Here is a 16,747-nt window from a genome sequence, read left to right as displayed (position 1 = left end):
ATTTCAAAGCAGCGTTGCCGCCCAGCCCGATGCACGCATGACAGGGGGCACCCTCCGGCCTTTAACGGCAGCACCCACCGCACATATCCTTAATTTCAGTCTGTGACAATTTGTCGCATCCCGCTGCGGCAGCGGCGGCTGCTATGCTCAATCAAATATATAACCGTGCAGCCACCCAGGAGTGTGTCATGAACAATTCTGTGCTCATCCCATTTGCCCTCTCCTGCAGCCTAGCGGGGCTATACTGCGCCAACGCCTGGGGCGACCACCCCTCCACCACCTTCGGCAATATCAACGCCGGCCCCTTGATCACCATTGCCGCCCCCCCCTTGGCGGCGGGCCAATGGAGCCTCGGCCTGCGCTTGGAGCACGTGGAGCAGAACCCCCTTTCGGCCGCGACCCTGGAACAGGCAGCGCTGGACGACGCGGATATCCATAGCGTCGACAGCCTGACCACCACCTTCATCGGCCTGGGCTACGGCCTGAGTGATCGCTTCACCCTCGGCATCACCCTGCCCTACACCCGCCGCAGCGGGCTCAGGGAAGGGCACCTGCACGGCGCCACGCCCGAGGTGCACCGCCACAATGATGCCGAGGGTCTGGGTGATATGACCTTGCTGGGGCACTATCTGCTGCACCGCAGCATGGCGATGGATGTCGCCTTGTTGGCTGGTGTTCAGCTGGCCACCGGCGAGGATGATGTGAGGGACAACGGCGCACTGCTGGAGGCCGAGTTGCAGCCCGGTATCGGGACCTGGCAGCCGCTGTTGGGCGTGGCCGTCAGTCGCCCCCTGACACAGGGCGCGCTGGATGCCAATCTGCTGTATCGGATCGGCCGCGAGGGCAGTCAAAGTTTCCAACCGGGCGACATGTTGAATTACAACCTGGCCTGGTCACTCCTGCTCGGCCATGAGGACGGCCACCCGGGCCAGGCCGCGCCCCATACCGATTGGAGTATCGTCCTGGAACTGAACGGCGAATGGCGTGACAAGGACGAGAGCGCGGGGCTGGCGGCGCCACACAGCGGCGGCAATCTGATCTATGTCTCACCTGGCGTGCGCGCCGCCCTGCCCCATCAATTCAGTCTCTTCGGCAGCTTGAGTCTGCCCGTGTTAGAGGATCTGAACGGCACCCAGTCGGAGCCGGATTACCGCCTCATGGTGGGCATCTCGAAGGGCTTTAGGTAAGCGCGCCGGCCGCCCCAGGCTACTGCGACGGGTCGCGCAGCTTCAGTTGGCTGCTATCGAGGATACGCTGATCCACCTCGGGCAGGCGCTGCAGCGGGGCGTTGAGCTGTTCGAGCTGTTGCTGATCAAGCAGCTGGCGCTGTTGCAGTGTCTGGGTCAATTCCAGAAACTGCGACTTGTTCACCTTGAGGTTCTCGGCTACCACCTTGACCTCGCGGCTTAAGGCATTGTTGGCCTGGGCCACGCTCTCCACCTCTTGACCGATCTGCTGGCTTTTCTGCGCCACCTGCTGTACCTCTCGTTCCAGGCGTTCGAACTCGGCGCGAAAGCCCTCGGGCGTGACCTCTACGCTGGCGCTGGTCCATAAGGACAAGCCCACCAACAGCACACCGAAAAAACTCAGTACCCCGCCGCCGGCACCGAGGACCTGTTTCTGAATCCAGACCCAGCATACCGAGACGATGGCCAGACTGCCCAGAACCAGTCCGGCGATAAAGGCCCACTCCTTAATGTCCATAGACGCCCTCCGTACTCCTTTAAATTTGGATAGTCCCTACTCCACGGTGGCCGGACGGCGCTCCGGCCGCACCACGCTGAAACCGGGGATGGCGGCGGCGAATACATCCTCGATGCGTTCGGCCAGCACGAGTTCCAAGGCCTGGCGCACCTGTTCGGGCAGCTCCTCCAAGTCCGCCTCATTGTCCTTGGGCAACACCACCCGTTTGAAGCCGGCGCGATTGGAAAAGGCCACGCTGTTTTTTAGAGGTAATACGGGGGTGGGTGCTTGGGTCATATGCGCTCCTGAACGTGTGACTGCTTGCTTCGGTCGTGCAAATGAATCAACAACATCCCCTGGCGAAATTCGGTGCGCAGATTGGCGCTGTCCGTCTGCCCCGGCAACGGGATGGCGCGGCGGAACCAGTCATAGCTGATCTCCATGGACAGGCAGGTCTGCGTCTCGGCGACGCACCAGTCGCGGCGCCGCCCTTCCACCACCAGGTGATCCTGTTCCAGACTGATGCGTATATCCTGCGGCGTCACACCGGCCAGTTCCAACTTCACCAGCCAACCGTCGGCGCAGCGATATACATCCGCCTTGGGATACCAGCCTATGCGTTGATACAGATCGAACCACAGCTCTTGCAAAGGAGACTCCTCTTTCCTCTCAACTCTAGGGGGCGTGAATGCTGCCGCCTCCAGACCGCCTTACACTTATCAGCATAGACAGCGGACGCGCAGCACTCCAGCCACTATGTCTGTCGATCCACACGTGAGAAGACGCCGTTTCGCCCCCGGAAATGGGGGGGCAGGCGTGAGGTTTTTAAGCCCGTTCAGGGAGATGAGCAAAGGGATGAGCAGCGGCAAGCGTGGCCGCAACTCATCCACTCTGTACATGTCAGGGTCCGCGCCGAATGGCGTAGTACACTGTCTGCGGCCCGCTGTCCACATCGAAGCCGCGAATGCGGATACGCCAATCTCCCGCCGCCGGGTTTGACACGATCACATGCTCAAACACCGAATTGATGGAAATGCTCGACTGCACCGGCGTGCCGGGTGGATGCTCCACTCGCAGGTCGATATCGTCGTGCGCCTCGGCCGCGCCCTCCGGCCACCAGATGGCGGCGCGCAGATCCTCGGTGCCGGCGGGCACGGTGAAGTTGACATAGCTGTTCTGGCCCGATGCGTTCAGGGTACGGGCACCGGACCAATGCACCCCACCGGTGCCCAATTCCACCGGTCCCACCCCTTCGGTGTTGTCGATCTGGCCAAAACGGTTCTCGCCATAGTTCAACAGCATGGCGTAGATCTTGCCCGGCGCGGTGAGAAAATTGCCGAACCAATCGGTCAGCAGCAAGGCCGTTGACGAGGCATAGGGCGTGGCGCCGCTGGTACAACAGATCGTGCCCTGGGACGTATTGCCGGCATTGGAGGTGGACTCGGTGTTGGTGGGCATCTGCAAATCAGGCTTGATGCGCCCGTCGCTGGTGGGGCCGCGCGACTGACCCGCATATTGATTGCCGCTGGAGACATCGAAGGCGCCGACGCCGATGACCTTGTGCGCGCCGCCCGGGGCACTCACTGTGCCGCTGCCCGGTCCGCCATTGCCGTTGGCGAAAAACACCAACATACCTGCATCATAGGCGGCGTCGGCGGCCTGCGCGGTGGCATCGGTGAAATCGGAGCCACAGGAAAGCGAGGCGGTCACCACCTTGTCCGATACCAGGGCCGCCGCATTGAGTGCGCGCTGTACCGCCAGACAACTGGGGGCGGCACCGCCGTCGTCGGTAACGTCCCACGAGTCGGCAGTGGTGTCGGCCACGCCGCGCCAGTTGCCGCCCAGATTGCTGTTGCTGTTAATGATGCCCATTACCTTGGTGCCGTGATTGACGCCGTCACCCGGCGCCCAGCCGGGATCGCCGGTATCCTGGCAGGTGACGCTGGTGGTGTGAAAGCAATCGCGCCAGAAGTCAATCTGATCGGGACTGTTGAAATTGGTGTGGCTGATGCGCGCGCCGCTATCGATGACACCGAAATAAAAGCCGCCGCCCTCGGCCCCGGCATTGAAGTAAGGATCGGTACGCAGCTGTTGACGCGCATCGATAATATCGTTGGTGGTAATGCCGTCGTCCAAATATTCGCCGCTTTGATTGACCGAGTTGATATGCAGCACCTCATCAAAATCGGCCAGGACATTGACCATGTCCACCGACAGCTCGACCACCAGCGCGCCCGACAGATTTAAAAATTCCTGCAAGCGGATGCCGCCGAGGGGAACATTCGAACCGCCCGGCTGCGGCTGGGTACGCCCGACCAGATTGGTGAGCAGTTCCACCTGGGCGTTTAAGCGCGCCCGCCTGAGTCCTTCGAAGGCCGCCTGGCGCCGCGCGAACAAGGGCAGGTTACGTTCGGAATAACGCGACAGGCCGCGGATCAACTCAGGCAAGGGCCGCATGGGAAAACGATCTTCCAACAGCAATACCGCCTGTATCATGTCGCTGCCCGATAGGTTGGCCATCTCCTCACGTAACAAGGGATCGACCTTGGCTGCCAGCGCGCCGCTGGGCGGGTCTTCCTCCACGCCTGCCTTCTCCTCGGGATCAGGCGCCGATCGGTCGCCGGGGGCCCCGTTGGGGTAGCTGACACGCTCGGTGGCGATGATCCTGGCGTCTTGGAAGACGAATATGTCGTCATGATCCTCCGCCACCAACGGGTCAGGTATAAAAGGCACGACCACGAACAGCGGGTTGAGCACGGCGTCGTTATTGTCTTCCATGGATTCGGGTACATTGCCGCCCGGGTCCACGGTGGCGACGAAATAGTAGGGCTGATCGCTGTCGCGCGTTAACGTGGCGTCGCCGGCCACGGTGGCATTCACCGTCGTCTGTTCGCCCGGTGCCAGTCCCGGCACGGCGCTGTCGGCACTGCAAAAGGTATTGTCGCGGCGCGCACAACCGCGCAGCGTGGTGGGCGGCGATGCCGCGCCGCCGCGATTCATGACCACGGCGTGCAGGCTCAGGGATTCACCCGCAACACCGGGATGCGGTGTCATACCGCCACGCGTGATGACCAGGTCGGCGGCATTGGCGCAGGCGTCGCCGATGCCGTCGTTGTCGGCGTCCTCTTGTCCGGGATTGGGTGTGGACGGACAATTGTCGACCACGTTGGGAATGGTGTCGTCATCGCTGTCCTGCTGCAAACACGCGCTAATGTCCCCGGCGCTGATATGCAAGGGAAACGACAAAGACGTCGACTCGCCGGTGCTGTCACTGATACTCAACATGGCGCTATAGCTCATGGCCGCCTCGGCGGCGAAATAGGCGCGTGCGCCGGTGGCGTTGATGAAGAAATTCGCGCTGTCGCCATTTTGAATCGACCAGTCGTATGTCAAATCACTGCCGTCGCCGGCAACGACCACCTGTAGCCCGATGCGATTACAGGTCAGGGCGAATTTGCTGGGACGTATCAACAAGTCGTCAATCACGGGGCGCTGCGACACACCGACGATGACATCCAAGCCGCCGGTCTCACCGCCGTTGCAGAAAATATTGACATTGATTTCGGTGGTTTGATTCGCTTGCACCGATGCGAATCCGTTGCCCGGACTACAGCCCTGCAAGGCGCCCCCCTCGGTACTCAACAAGGTCGCCAATACGTTGTAATCGCCGGGATTGAGGGCAAAAAAGGCGTCGCCGCGCACACCGCCCTCGGCGCTGGATTCCAGCGCAATGGTTTTGCTGTCCACCAGAGACGCCCCTCTGGTGACATCCACGCGCACTGCACCCAGATCCTCCCCGATCTGCGCCAGGGCCACGGCATCGATCAGAATCACACTCCTGACGACGCCCGTCTGCGCCGTGGGTTGGATCTGGTCCTGATCGCTCTGCGCCACAGCGGGCGCATCGCCGCCGTGGAAACAACCGGCCAGCAACCCTGCCGCCGCTATGGCGACAAGGGCGTATTGAATGATGTGAAAAGCGCGTGGTGATGTTCTGAATGCTTCACTCATTTCGTGCTCCTTTCCCTGGAGAAAACGCGTGGGCAAACATAGCGGACGGTTCATGTGGCCGGATCGCCGGACCAGCCGGTATCGCGACCGGCTTATTAGAATAATCAGGGCAAATGGCGGTATCGATATGAACCCAATTAAGTGACTCGATGCATCCCTTGGCAAAGCCACGTGCAAATCGACAGGTCTACCGCCCAATGGGCTAACTATAGCCAGGCTCAATCACAATTCAAGGGCGGCATGTAAAAAAACAATGTCGCTAAATCACGACTCTTTGCGCGCCTCTTGCATCAGAATATGTACTCCACGCCAACCATATGGGTGCTGTTAAACAGATCATCATCGCTATAGCTATACCGAAACCAGTAATAACCGAAACCGACACTATAGTTATTGTAGGTGCTGTCGTAACCCGCGCTGATGTGGCCATGGGCAAAGGGGACGGTATTGACACCGAGGGCGATATCGCTACCCTCCACCTCGCGATGAATGAGGTCGACGCCGTAGTGAGTACGCCCCTGCATAATGCTGATTCCGAGTCCGACAGCGCGTTGGTCGCGCTCGTTGCCGTCCCCGTCTGTTAGTTTCCGGTTCAACAGACTCATCAGCGCCAGGCCGATGTTGGCGTGTTGATTGACGCGGTAATTGAGCGAAACATCCATATCGTTCTTTGATACGTAGACACTGTTGTAGTCCCATGTGGGGTCGTCCGGCCCCAGATTGGTGACTTGGTCACCGAGCCGGGCCAAATCCAGCTCCTGGCTCATATGCTTGAGTGTTATCCCGATGGCCAAGGGCCGATCGGCATCGCGGTTGAGCCGTGCGGCGCCCGACAAATACACGCCCGTTTCACTAAACCTAAATGAGCGGGTATGGGGGGTGCCTATATCCAGGGTGGCGGTGCGCCGATCTTCCTGCTTGAGCTTGATCACACCGATACCAAGGCCGTAGCGATCCCCCACGCCGGCCGCCAGGCTGAGACGGGAAAATTCATCGAAATCACTGGCCACATTCACGCCGCGACGCAAGGACAGCGCCAGGGCGGCGGCATTCCAAAAGCTCGCATCGGTGATGTTGCGCGTCGGCGCAAAGGCGAATCCGGGGGCGGTCGTTTTGGCGCTCAGGGCGATACTGGACAGTCGCCCCGCCACCGCGTCGGACGGCGACAGCCCGACCACGCTGAACACACCGCCCGGCAGGGCCGGGCCACCCGCCGCGGCCCCGGCGACGCTGGGCAGTGAAGCTAGTACGGTGGCGCCGCCGGCCGCGGCACTGGAATCGAGCAGCACACGCGCCTGTTCCGTTTGCTGGGAAAACAGCGCCAATTGTTGCTGCATAACTTGCGGCGTATCCTCGGCCACCTTGCATGGCACCTCGACTTCGGCCGTGTCGGGGAAATAGACATAACGATCTTGAAAGCGCCGCAACTCGGACTCCCAAATCTGCTCCGTGCGCTGGCCGATCTCCTGCCCTGCATTGCGAAAGTGGAGCGTGGTGGCTTGGTCGATTATCCTGGCCGCGGGCAGATCGAACACATACAGACCTTGGTCATCCGACAAGCGAGCCTGGCTCACGAACTGGCGCGGCACCACCAATACCGCCTGCGCCGGGCGTGCGCCTACATCGCCTTGTTCCTTGCAGGTGACCGTGCCTTGCAGTCTGATTTCACGGGCCGATGCGTGGCTGCATACCATCAGGGCAAGCAACAGCCATAAGGCCAGGCATTCCATGCGGCAGCGCGTGAGTTTCATGGGCGTTCCTTCATGACAATATCCACCTGTGGGTTCTCCTGCGCGACGGTGATTGAGGTCTCACTGGTTAGATACCCCTCATGATAGGCCCTCAAGGTCACCGGTTCGTTGCGTTGCGGCAGCAGTAGGCTTTCGGCAAAACTGCCGTCGGTGTTGCTGACAGCGCGAAAGGGATAATGATCTGCAGTAATAATCACGCCGCGCAGCGGCTCGCCGTTGGGTCCGCTGACGCTGCCGCTGATAACCACCCGGCTACTGGTGGGTTTGGGGGGGTCCTGCGATACATACACCCACGCGCCCATGCCCGTTACCGATAACAGCGACGTGACGATGATGATCAGCCGAAACAGCTGATAAGACTGCCGCTTGGTGAGTCGGGCGAAGATGTCTTTGCGAATCACATCGCGAAACACGAACAATACCAGCACCAGGGCGAGTCCCCCCAGTCCCGCCACCTGGGCGAAGGTTTTGATTACGCCGACATCGCTCACCCCTCACTCCAATCCAGACATATGACATTTTCCTTCACAAAGTCTTCAAATACTCTAGTAGGGCCTGTTTGTCCGCGCCAGGCAGATCGGTGCCAAATTCATGTCCTTGATTGCTGCCACTCTTGCTGTTCACATCTAAGCGCGTGCCAATACGCTGTGCGTCAGCCCCCTGGCTGACAAAGCCCATAGCGACCGGATCGTAGAGATCGTAACCGCGCCAGAATACTGTGGGACGCTGGGCGGCCGGCTTGAGCAGGTCGCGCAGGCTCGGTACCGAGCCATTGTGCAGATAGGGGGCACGCAACCAGATGCCGTCGAGAAACACTGCGTTATACCCATCCAGGGTCTGTTCGACCAGTCCACGCCGCTTGATGCCCATGTCGCGCACCACTTTATTCGCAGCGATGGCGGCCTCCTTGCTCCAACTCTGCAGACGCCCCGGATCAGTATCAACCGTTTCTAAGGGCAGGCGCGTGCCGGTCTTGGCGCTGTCATGGCAGCGCGCACAGCTGCGCTCAAACACTGCCCCGCCCTGAGCCGCCAGTTGCCTATCGATGGGAAAGGGAAACTCGGGCGGCGCTTTATTACCCAGATACTCCAGCAGCCACTCGACTTGGCGCTGAAAGTCGTCATGATCATGGGGTTCGGCGCCGAGCACGCCCAGGGCGGAATCGATGACCACTGAATGGGCATCGTGGCTGTCGCCGGCCCAATTCAGGGTATGGCCCTTGTCCGGGTCATATTTGTTCAGATTCCAGATCGCCGGCATGTCGGTGGGGCCGAAGGTATCGTCCATGGGAAACTCGATCATGAAATACTTGGTCAGGTTCATGGCATCATCACGGCCGCGCCCCCAATCGGGAAAGTCCGGGCGATAAATCCACTGGAACTGGTGTTCCCGCTCCAGCAGGCGTTTCTTGGTAATGGGAATGAGCAGAAAGCGGTAAATCATACTGTCGACAAAGCTTAGATCGGTGACCAACTCGATCTCGTGCATAAGCGTATCGGGCTCGAAACGCGGATCGCGCGCCGCGTCGATAAGAAAGCGGAAATAGCCCTGCACATCGGTATGGGCCGGGCCGGCGGTCACAAAACGGGGGTTTTCATTGAGCCGGGTACGATAACTCACCGTATGACACACGGCACAATTGTTGGCGACGCGGGGAAATCCGATGACCTTCTTGGTAAAACCCACCGGCAACTCCTGGCCCTGTTCCCAGGCCACGCCCAGTGACGCCCAGCCGCCGGGGCCGGGCAGTTTGTCGGCGAATACGCGCGGCATGACATAGAAGATCCAATACGGAATGCCGGCATCATGTTCGGCGCCGATGGAGCCGTATTTAAACCGCATGTCCGGACTGGACATGACCCACTCGGGTTGCGGCAGTTCGCGGAAGAATTTGTACCAGGTAAACAACCCGCCGACCACCGCCAGGGCGGCCAAGACCATGAGCCAGATGAGCAATTTGCTGTGATGCTGTGTCGGCTGTTTGGGACGTGCCATCCGCGCTCTCCCTCAGGCTGGACTAAAACGTCTTGAGATATTCCACCAAGGCCTGTTTGTCTTGCGCCGCCAGATTGGTGCCATAGGCCGGGCCTTCGTGACCGTGATTGGAGTTGCCGGGTACGGCGGTGTCATAGCGAAAGTACGACATGCCGTTTTCACTGGCCACATCGTTCACAAACCCCACCCGCGTCTGATCGTAGACGTCGTAACCGCGATAAAATACCGCCGGGCGCTGCGCCGCCGGTTCCAATAGATCACGCAAGCTCGGCACCGAACCGTTGTGCAAATACGGCGCGCGCAGCCAGATGCCGTCCAGCGGCATGTTGGCGTAACCGAAGGTCTTGCGGAAATGGCTGAAGCGCCAGGGATAGCCGGCGTACAGGGTGGCCTGATTGACGGCCAGCGCATAGCTGTAGCTGTCGAGTCGGTGACGGTCGGTGCCGATTGCCTCGATAGGCGTGACCTTGCCCACATACGCACCGCTGAAATCACGGGGGCCGGCGCCGTGGCAATCAGCACAATATTCTTGATAGATCGCGGCGCCGTGTTCGGCCGCGGCCTGATCGATGGCGTACGGATAGGGCGGCGCCTGTTTTTGCATCAGCCATTGCTCCACCCGCCCGACGGCGTCCACATCCAGGGTGGGCGGCGTGGTACCGGTGCCGAAGGCGGCGCTCTTGTCGCGCTCCGCCAGCAGCGTGTTGTTACCGTCCCAATGCAGTTGCATACCCTGGCGCGGCGCCTGATTCCATATCGAGGGAAAATCCGCCGGGGCGTTCTGCTCGTGCTCGGCCAGTTGCTCCATGGGAAAGTTAAACAGCACCTTGGCCACATTGAAGGTGTCGACCCGCCCCGGTCCCCAGTCATGCTGGTGCTGTGCCCATTCAAACCGGCCGGCCAGCATCAGCAGGCGTTCGCGCATAATCCAGACCGCCAAGGGATACACCACATAGCGTTCCAGCAAATCGAGGTCTTCACCCTGCTGCTGCAGCAAATGCCGCACCTGGGGAATAATATGCGCCTTGCTGAATTTTTCATCCTTGGCACAGTTAAAAAAGAAGTCTTCGAAGGCCATGACATTGAAACGATTGGCGGGCATGGCCAGATAGAGCCTGGCTTCTGAGGCCGGCGTGTCGCGCACTGTGCTGGTGTGGCAGACGGCGCAGTTCAGGAACACCCGTTCCAAGCCCAGGTGATGGCGCATGGACATACCTACCGGCAGACGCTTGCCCGCTTCGAAGATCATGCCCAAGGATGCATAACCGGCGCCGGGCAGGTGCTGGGCACAGACATGGGGCAAGGCCTGAAAGACCCAATACGGAAAGCCCGATTCACGCTCGCCGCCGGTGGAGCCGTATTTGAAGTGCTCCGCCGGATCGGCGTACTCCACCGGCCGGTCGCCGCCAAATCGGCCCCAGAGATAGAGTGCGAACACCAACATCAACAGTGTAGGCAGCACCAACAGGAGATATAACCAGCGTCGCGCCTTATCCAGTCTGGCCGGCTTCATCGTCACGGCCGTTCTGCGATCACTTCCAGGGCGAAATCCAGGATGCGCTTTTTACCCCACCACACCTTGCCCAAATAGACGCCGGGCTCAACCTGGCGGATTTCGTCGCGCACCTTTTTGGCGAAGAACGAGGTGGTGGAATAATCGATGACAATGGTCTCGGCGCCATCCAGCCAACTGGCCTGCTTATATACCTTGGCAATGACGAACGTAAGACTGAAGGGCGTGACCTTATTAATTAGGATACCCTGATCCGGCGGACAGAAAATATCGAACACCTTGCCTTGCCAAAAAAACAGGTTGGCAACACGGGCGTAGAGTTTAGCGAGCAAGCTGCCGCCGACAATGGCGGTGCCGCGGGTATTACCGTCGGGCACCACACCGGCAATGGCGCCCTTGTAAATCTCGTCCAGTTCCGCCTGCGACATCTCCAGGAATTTGGCCACGCTTGGATGCACCCTGTTACCTCCCGGTTTAATTCGCCACGCGTTTGTTTTCACGGCTATATAGGCCTGATAGAAAAACTCAGCTTGAAATGGTTATACAGGTAAGGCAGCGGTTTACGCCGATCCAGCATCGGCCGTTGCAGCGCAAAACGATGCGTGGCCAGCAACTTGGCCAACACGGCGGTGGCCATAAACAGGGCCAATTCCTTGCCGGCACATACCTGAGCTCCGTTACTGAGATGATTGAAACGATAATTTATACTGTCGCCCTGCTGCCAGCGTTGCGGTTCAAAGCGGTCGGCGAAATCCAGTTGTTCCCGGTCGCGGTGATTGAAGCTGTTGAGTATGAGCACCTGTGTGCCTTTGGCCACCGGCGCACCGCCGAGTCGGTCGTCTTGTAAGGTTTCGCGCACCAAGGTGGGCGTGGTGGGCCACAAACGCATGGCCTCCTGCACACAGCCCCGCAGATAGGTCAGACTGCGGACAGCCGCCGCGGTGTTTAGCCGCGTAGCGGCCATTTCCTCCCGCACCGCCTGCTCGGCTTCGCTATGGCTCGTAATCAAGGCCAGGGCACGGGCGGTATTGATCGCCAGGGTATCGGCCATGGCGAACATCCAGTGTGGGATCTGATTATCCGGTTTAGTGACCTCAGTCACCGGGGCGTGCTTGCACAGGCCTGCCAAGGAGGTATCGGGCGCGCTTTCACGGCGGCGCTGGATATTGTCATAAAAGGCGTCGAACTGACTGGATTTATCCAATCCAAAGCCACGATTGCTCTGGCGCATCAGCTGACGCAGGGCCTGCAAGGATGTATTGTCGCGAATGCCCTTACCGAAGATCACCTGTAGGGTGATCTGGTCAAACAGGTCGGCCCAATCCGACCATTTCAGTTGCTTTGATTGCAACACATGCCGGGTTTCGCCGTTGATGATGTCGAGAAATTGATCGGCATGGCGATGCAGGGCCTGGCCGGAATCCAGCACGCTTTCGTTGAAGCGCCGCCGATCGCGCCAGGCCTCGCCGCGCGAGATAGTCACGGCGTCAGGCTGAAAATGCGACATCCCCTTGCGTTTCAACTTGGCATCGGCGTAGATATCGGGAGAATGGTCCAGCACGTGCCTGATACCGTCCGGGTCCAGCACCAGCAAGGACTTTTTGGTCAACACATGTATATAAAGATAATCGCTGTGATACTTCTTGCGCAGGCGGCTGACAAACTTCACCGCCGCAGGATCAGGTTGCAGGCGATCCCATAACCCGGTCCAGAATTTGTTGGGCGTGAACAAACCCCGGCTATACGCGGGCAACACATGCATCACGTTATAGACCACGCTGTGCCACAGGGACACGGTCGGTATGACCGCCGTGGCGGCCATGGAGTGTTTAAGGCTGACTGAAGGCGGCATCGTTTTCTGCTCCCGGCCTGGGTGTCCAGGCCAATGAATAATAGGCACCCCGATCTCGGGCCCATGGGTCGAAGGCATTCACCACGTATTCCAGCTCCGGCGCCAGCTCGGGTGTAGTGCGTAACAGTACGCGCTTGAGGGGCGAGACCTCCGTCTCGTGACCGTTGGGTCTGCCCCGCTCCATCACCTTGCCGTCCGGCCCGTTATTATTGACCCAGTCGATACCGAGATAACTGTAGAACTCGGGTCGGAAACTGGAGGTAAAGAAACGATCGCTGAACAGGCGCCGCGAGGCGTTGAGGATAAACACCTGGAATTGGGTCTCGGAGATGGCGAAGCCGTGCGGCCGGGGAAACTCGGCCAACCAGCCCACTACCGTATCCACATCCTCGATATTGTCCACCACGCTGCCGTCCGGATGGCCGAGGCAATCCGTAATCAAGGAGCCGTCGGGATTGCGCTGGGCGCGGGTGATTACCTTGGCGGCGTCGCAGCGATGCTGGCCGTAGACGTCCCGCAGCAAGGTGGCCAGGCGTTGCTGCTCGACACGCTGGGGCGAATTCATGGGCAGGCGCGGATCGATAAAATCATCGAAACTGGTCAGCTGGCGCAGGCCGTATTGCCGACGGAACTCATTAAAGCGTGGCACGCCGCGTTCGCGGTCGCGGATAATATCCAATGCCGCCACGTCGATTTGGCCGGTGTCCGAATCCAAGCGCGGCAGGTGCAGATTCTGCAAAAAGTGCGGATGGTTTTTCAGGGTGAGCAGCCCCAGACGCTGGCGCCCCATACTCAGCGCCCAGTTGGCCAGCCCGCCGTCGGCCATGACCTGGGTAGCCTGGCCACGCACCGTTTCCACCACCGGCACCTTGGCCTGAATCCTGTTCGGGTCACGGTTCCACTCGCGGTATTCAAGCAGGTCCGGCACCAGCGGGTGGAGGCGATAGACGGTGACGAACTCCTCGGGAAAATTGAACGGTGAACCAAAGTGGTTGACCCCGCCGTTGACATGGTCGGGATTGTCCAGACGCCACAGGTCGGTCTTGTCCGGATCATAACCAGACAAGATGGCGTCGTCTTGATATACGTGACTGCCCAAGCCGATTATGCCCGGGCCGGAGGCGAACACGGAATACCATTGATTGGCCTTTTTGGCGTCGTCGGCCTTGCCGAAGCTGTTCACCACCACCTTTTCCAGCGCCGCCCCAACCAGCTTGCTGTTCTCAAACAGACCGTTCCAGTTGGCATTCATGCCCTTGTACAAGGGTTCGTCGTAGAGCAGTTGGGGGGTCCATTCGATGGTGTGGATCTTGGCGATCTCGGCAGCCACCACCAGACGCGCCACTTCGAATAATTCATCGTCGCTCACGTCCTGATAAGCAATGACTGCATCGGGGCGCGCCGGGTTGCGCAGGCCGGAATCGGCCTGGGGCGTTTGCGCCGCCTGCCGCCGGAAGGCATCGACGAACAAATTGTGCTCGCGGGCAAACAGGTTGTGATAAAAGCTCAGTCCGATGCTCCAGTTGTCGGGGAAGGCGGTGGCCTCCTGCCCTGTCCACTGGGGATGGATGGGGTCGGCGGCGGCAAACAGTGGCAGGTAACCCTGTTGTTCACCGGCGCCGGCGCGCGCGCCGACCGAACGGACCCGTAATTTGGCGGGATCGCTCGGGTCGCGTTTGACGCGTTGGCGAGAAATCTCGTTGTAGCCATACAGCTGGGAGGCGTCCCACCAGGCGGTCACATTGTTGGCCGTGGTCTGGTGGGCGCGACCGAGGTAGGTCTTGCCGTGGGCAGTGAATGTCGGCGGTTCGTCAGTTTGGGCGATCATGCCTTTATCCATGCGGTCGCCGGGGCGACAGCCGAGTTCGGCGATCTGCTGTGGCGTGAGCGCCCGCTCCTCGTTAGCGACACGCTGCGTGGTGCAGCCGACCGCCATCATGGCGTCCGCGTTGCGCCCTTCATGCAGATGGGAAAACCAGTCATGGGTCATGAACTGTATCCAAAAGGCCGCCAATACGTTGAAGAAAGGCGCCTTCTGATAATCGCAGTGGGCCGTGGGATCGTGGTCCGCCAGTCCCATGCCGTCATGGCATTTATCCGGCTTGCTTTGCGCGCGCGTGAATAGTTTACGGCTGATGACCTGTGGGTCGGGCTTGAACAGGCCGAGGCGATCGCCGTGGCGGTTGCGCACCAGTTCGGTTTTACCCAGATCCGGAAATGCAGTTTCGAACTCGACATTGCGCGCGAACAGGGTGCCGGATGATCCCATCAGGGGATTTTTAATATCGTTGCAAATACCGGTGAGGGTGCGGAAACGGATCAACTCGCCTTCACATAGCTGCGTGCCTTCGCCGCCCACCGCGGCGTAATAAGGATCATCCACGGCCAGTCGCATTTGCGGCCAGACCTTCAAGGCAGCGCCGTGCACCCCGTCGCGGCCGCGCACATAGTCGGCGTAGGTGCCGCTGTTGTCGAACAGATTGAACTTAATGAGTTCGACGCGCTGGTATTCCAGGTCCAGCAAGGCGCCGTCGATCCCGCGCCCGTTGGGTCCCAAGTGACGACCGCCGTGAGTGATTTGCGACAGTGTGGAGGCATCCCCCGCCGCCCAGTAATGTTGCCAATCCACCCACGGGGTATCGCGATAAGCCACTGCCTTTTCACCGCCGCGACAACGGGCGGTGTCTTCTTGCACCTTACCTTCGAAGCGAAGGTCACGTGTTTCGGCGACCGGACGAAAACCGTCGCGCGCCACACTGACACAGGCGAGGAGTTCTTCTTTGGGGCTGGTGGAACAGCCGCTCAAGACAACGAGCAGGCCCAGTAGCAGACGGCTAACGCTTCTGATTATCATGTGAACTCTCCCTGTCCTCGGACTTGGCGTCCGCCCTGACGTGTTCACTACGTCTGTTATTGGTATTGGTTCGGACTTAAGTAAAGGCAACAATCGCAATTTCGTCAATCACACGAACTACGCGATTGTTTTATACATATATAGCGAAATCGGATAATAAAAAACATCTCAGCCGGCGTAGATGTGTTGCCGAAAGGGCCCTCCCTTTGTAGAGTGGTGCATCACAGGCAATCAAGCGCCGAAACTTCATGAGCCCATTGCAGCAGGAGAGACTCCATGCATAGCCCGCAACGCCCCTTGTCGAAACTTGCCGTGAGCGGCGTGGTACTGGCCGTCGCCGGCATGTTGATGGCCGCCCTGTCCGGCCTCGGCACACGTATGGACATGTGGCATTTCAGCGTCGGTTTTACGCTGCTGAAATGGGCGGCGATAATCGCGGCAGTCGCACTGGCAGTGGCGCTCATTGCCCTCTACGTCACGCAGCTGCGCCAGACCCGGCGCGGTACACTGCCGGCGTTTCTGGGCATCATCATCGCTGCGACCACCTTGACGCCGCCTCTGCTGTGGATGCAGCGCGCCGCAGCCGTGCCCCGCATTCACGACATCACCACCGATACCGTTAATCCACCGCGGTTCGACGCCGTGCTGCCCTTACGTCGCGACGCGCCGAATGCCAGCGCATACGGCGGCGCGGAGATTGCGCGCCAACAACGTCAGGCCTATCCCGAGGTCCAGCCGCTCGTGTTCGCGGCACCGCCCCGAGATGTGTTTCCAGCCGCATTGGCGACGGCCCAGGAGATGGGCTGGCACATCGTGGCGGCCGACGCCGACAGCACGCGCATCGAGGCGACGGATACCACGTTTTGGTTCGGTTTCAAGGATGATGTGGTGGTTCGCATTAGGGCGCACGAAGGCGGTTCCCGGGTGGATGTACGCTCCCTGTCGCGTGTCGGCCTAAGCGACGTGGGTACGAATGCCCGGCGTATTGTTACCTATCTGGACAGCTTGAGCGCCAAATTGGGGCAACAAGAAACCCTGTCGGACGGGTGACACGCTGATCGCGTGCGTCCGACAGGGTGTACTGCGGC

The 16,747-nt window shown here is 60.0% G+C and carries 13 protein-coding genes; 2 read left to right on the top strand and 11 right to left on the bottom strand.

What is annotated here, in order from left to right; genetic code table 11:
• Positions 1–188: 188 nt before the first annotated feature.
• A complete protein-coding gene (locus tag Tel_09030; protein ID ALP53288.1) occupies positions 189–1,187 on the top strand; it encodes a hypothetical protein in 999 nt (332 codons plus the stop codon).
• Between the two features lie 19 nt (positions 1,188–1,206).
• On the opposite strand, the gene Tel_09025 is transcribed toward Tel_09030, so the two are convergent.
• From Tel_09025 to Tel_08975, 11 genes are all read right to left on the bottom strand, one after another.
• On the bottom strand, positions 1,207–1,704 hold the full coding sequence (locus Tel_09025; protein ALP53287.1) for a hypothetical protein: 498 nt from the start codon (positions 1,702–1,704) through the stop codon (positions 1,207–1,209).
• A gap of 36 nt (positions 1,705–1,740) precedes the next feature.
• Positions 1,741–1,980 (bottom strand): hypothetical protein, encoded by a 240-nt coding sequence (locus Tel_09020; protein ID ALP53286.1) that lies wholly within the window; start codon positions 1,978–1,980, stop codon positions 1,741–1,743.
• On the bottom strand, positions 1,977–2,333 hold the full coding sequence (locus Tel_09015; GenBank protein ALP53285.1) for a hypothetical protein: 357 nt from the start codon (positions 2,331–2,333) through the stop codon (positions 1,977–1,979). Before Tel_09015 ends, Tel_09020 begins: the two co-directional genes overlap by 4 nt.
• A 250-nt stretch (positions 2,334–2,583) precedes the next feature.
• Positions 2,584–5,616: a hypothetical protein gene (locus Tel_09010; protein ID ALP53284.1), complete on the bottom strand. Its 3,033-nt coding sequence runs from the start codon at positions 5,614–5,616 to the stop codon at positions 2,584–2,586.
• 368 nt (positions 5,617–5,984) lie between these two features.
• Positions 5,985–7,445, bottom strand: coding sequence for a hypothetical protein (locus Tel_09005; GenBank protein ID ALP53283.1), 1,461 nt, complete (start codon positions 7,443–7,445; stop codon positions 5,985–5,987).
• Positions 7,442–7,936 carry a hypothetical protein gene (locus Tel_09000; GenBank protein ID ALP53282.1) on the bottom strand — a complete coding sequence of 165 codons (495 nt, stop codon included), beginning with the start codon at positions 7,934–7,936 and terminating at the stop codon, positions 7,442–7,444. Before Tel_09000 ends, Tel_09005 begins: the two co-directional genes overlap by 4 nt.
• A 34-nt stretch (positions 7,937–7,970) precedes the next feature.
• A complete protein-coding gene (locus Tel_08995) occupies positions 7,971–9,440 on the bottom strand; it encodes a hypothetical protein (GenBank protein ALP53281.1) in 1,470 nt (489 codons plus the stop codon).
• Positions 9,441–9,462: 22 nt separating this feature from the next.
• Positions 9,463–10,953, bottom strand: coding sequence for a hypothetical protein (locus Tel_08990; protein ALP53280.1), 1,491 nt, complete (start codon positions 10,951–10,953; stop codon positions 9,463–9,465).
• 2 nt (positions 10,954–10,955) lie between these two features.
• On the bottom strand, positions 10,956–11,411 hold the full coding sequence (locus Tel_08985) for a hypothetical protein (GenBank protein ALP53279.1): 456 nt from the start codon (positions 11,409–11,411) through the stop codon (positions 10,956–10,958).
• A 44-nt stretch (positions 11,412–11,455) separates the two neighbouring features.
• Positions 11,456–12,775, bottom strand: coding sequence for a hypothetical protein (locus Tel_08980; protein ALP53278.1), 1,320 nt, complete (start codon positions 12,773–12,775; stop codon positions 11,456–11,458).
• Between the two features lie 7 nt (positions 12,776–12,782).
• Positions 12,783–15,659: an oxygenase gene (locus Tel_08975; GenBank protein ALP53277.1), complete on the bottom strand. Its 2,877-nt coding sequence runs from the start codon at positions 15,657–15,659 to the stop codon at positions 12,783–12,785.
• Between the two features lie 276 nt (positions 15,660–15,935).
• Between Tel_08975 and Tel_08970 the strand changes: the two genes are divergently transcribed.
• Positions 15,936–16,709, top strand: coding sequence for a hypothetical protein (locus Tel_08970; protein ALP53276.1), 774 nt, complete (start codon positions 15,936–15,938; stop codon positions 16,707–16,709).
• The last annotated feature ends 38 nt before the right edge of the window (positions 16,710–16,747 follow it).

Origin of the sequence: Candidatus Tenderia electrophaga (genome assembly GCA_001447805.1) — a bacterium.
In the GTDB taxonomy this organism is placed as follows: domain Bacteria; phylum Pseudomonadota; class Gammaproteobacteria; order Tenderiales; family Tenderiaceae; genus Tenderia; species Tenderia electrophaga.
The sequence above is the reverse complement of the archived record's forward strand: the minus strand, read 5'-3'. Positions and strand labels throughout refer to the sequence as shown.

Bases quoted from the DNA above. Each gene is read 5' to 3' on its own strand.
- Tel_09030 (ALP53288.1), top strand. From the start codon at position 189: ATGAACAATTCTGTGCTCATCCCATTTGCCCTCTCCTGCAGCCTAGCG.
- Tel_09025 (ALP53287.1), bottom strand. From the start codon at position 1,704: ATGGACATTAAGGAGTGGGCCTTTATCGCCGGACTGGTTCTGGGCAGT.
- Tel_09020 (ALP53286.1), bottom strand. From the start codon at position 1,980: ATGACCCAAGCACCCACCCCCGTATTACCTCTAAAAAACAGCGTGGCC.
- Tel_09005 (ALP53283.1), bottom strand. From the start codon at position 7,445: ATGAAACTCACGCGCTGCCGCATGGAATGCCTGGCCTTATGGCTGTTG.
- Tel_08995 (ALP53281.1), bottom strand. From the start codon at position 9,440: ATGGCACGTCCCAAACAGCCGACACAGCATCACAGCAAATTGCTCATC.
- Tel_08990 (ALP53280.1), bottom strand. From the start codon at position 10,953: ATGAAGCCGGCCAGACTGGATAAGGCGCGACGCTGGTTATATCTCCTG.
- Tel_08980 (ALP53278.1), bottom strand. From the start codon at position 12,775: ATGGCCGCCACGGCGGTCATACCGACCGTGTCCCTGTGGCACAGCGTG.
- Tel_08975 (ALP53277.1), bottom strand. From the start codon at position 15,659: ATGATAATCAGAAGCGTTAGCCGTCTGCTACTGGGCCTGCTCGTTGTC.
- Tel_08970 (ALP53276.1), top strand. From the start codon at position 15,936: ATGCATAGCCCGCAACGCCCCTTGTCGAAACTTGCCGTGAGCGGCGTG.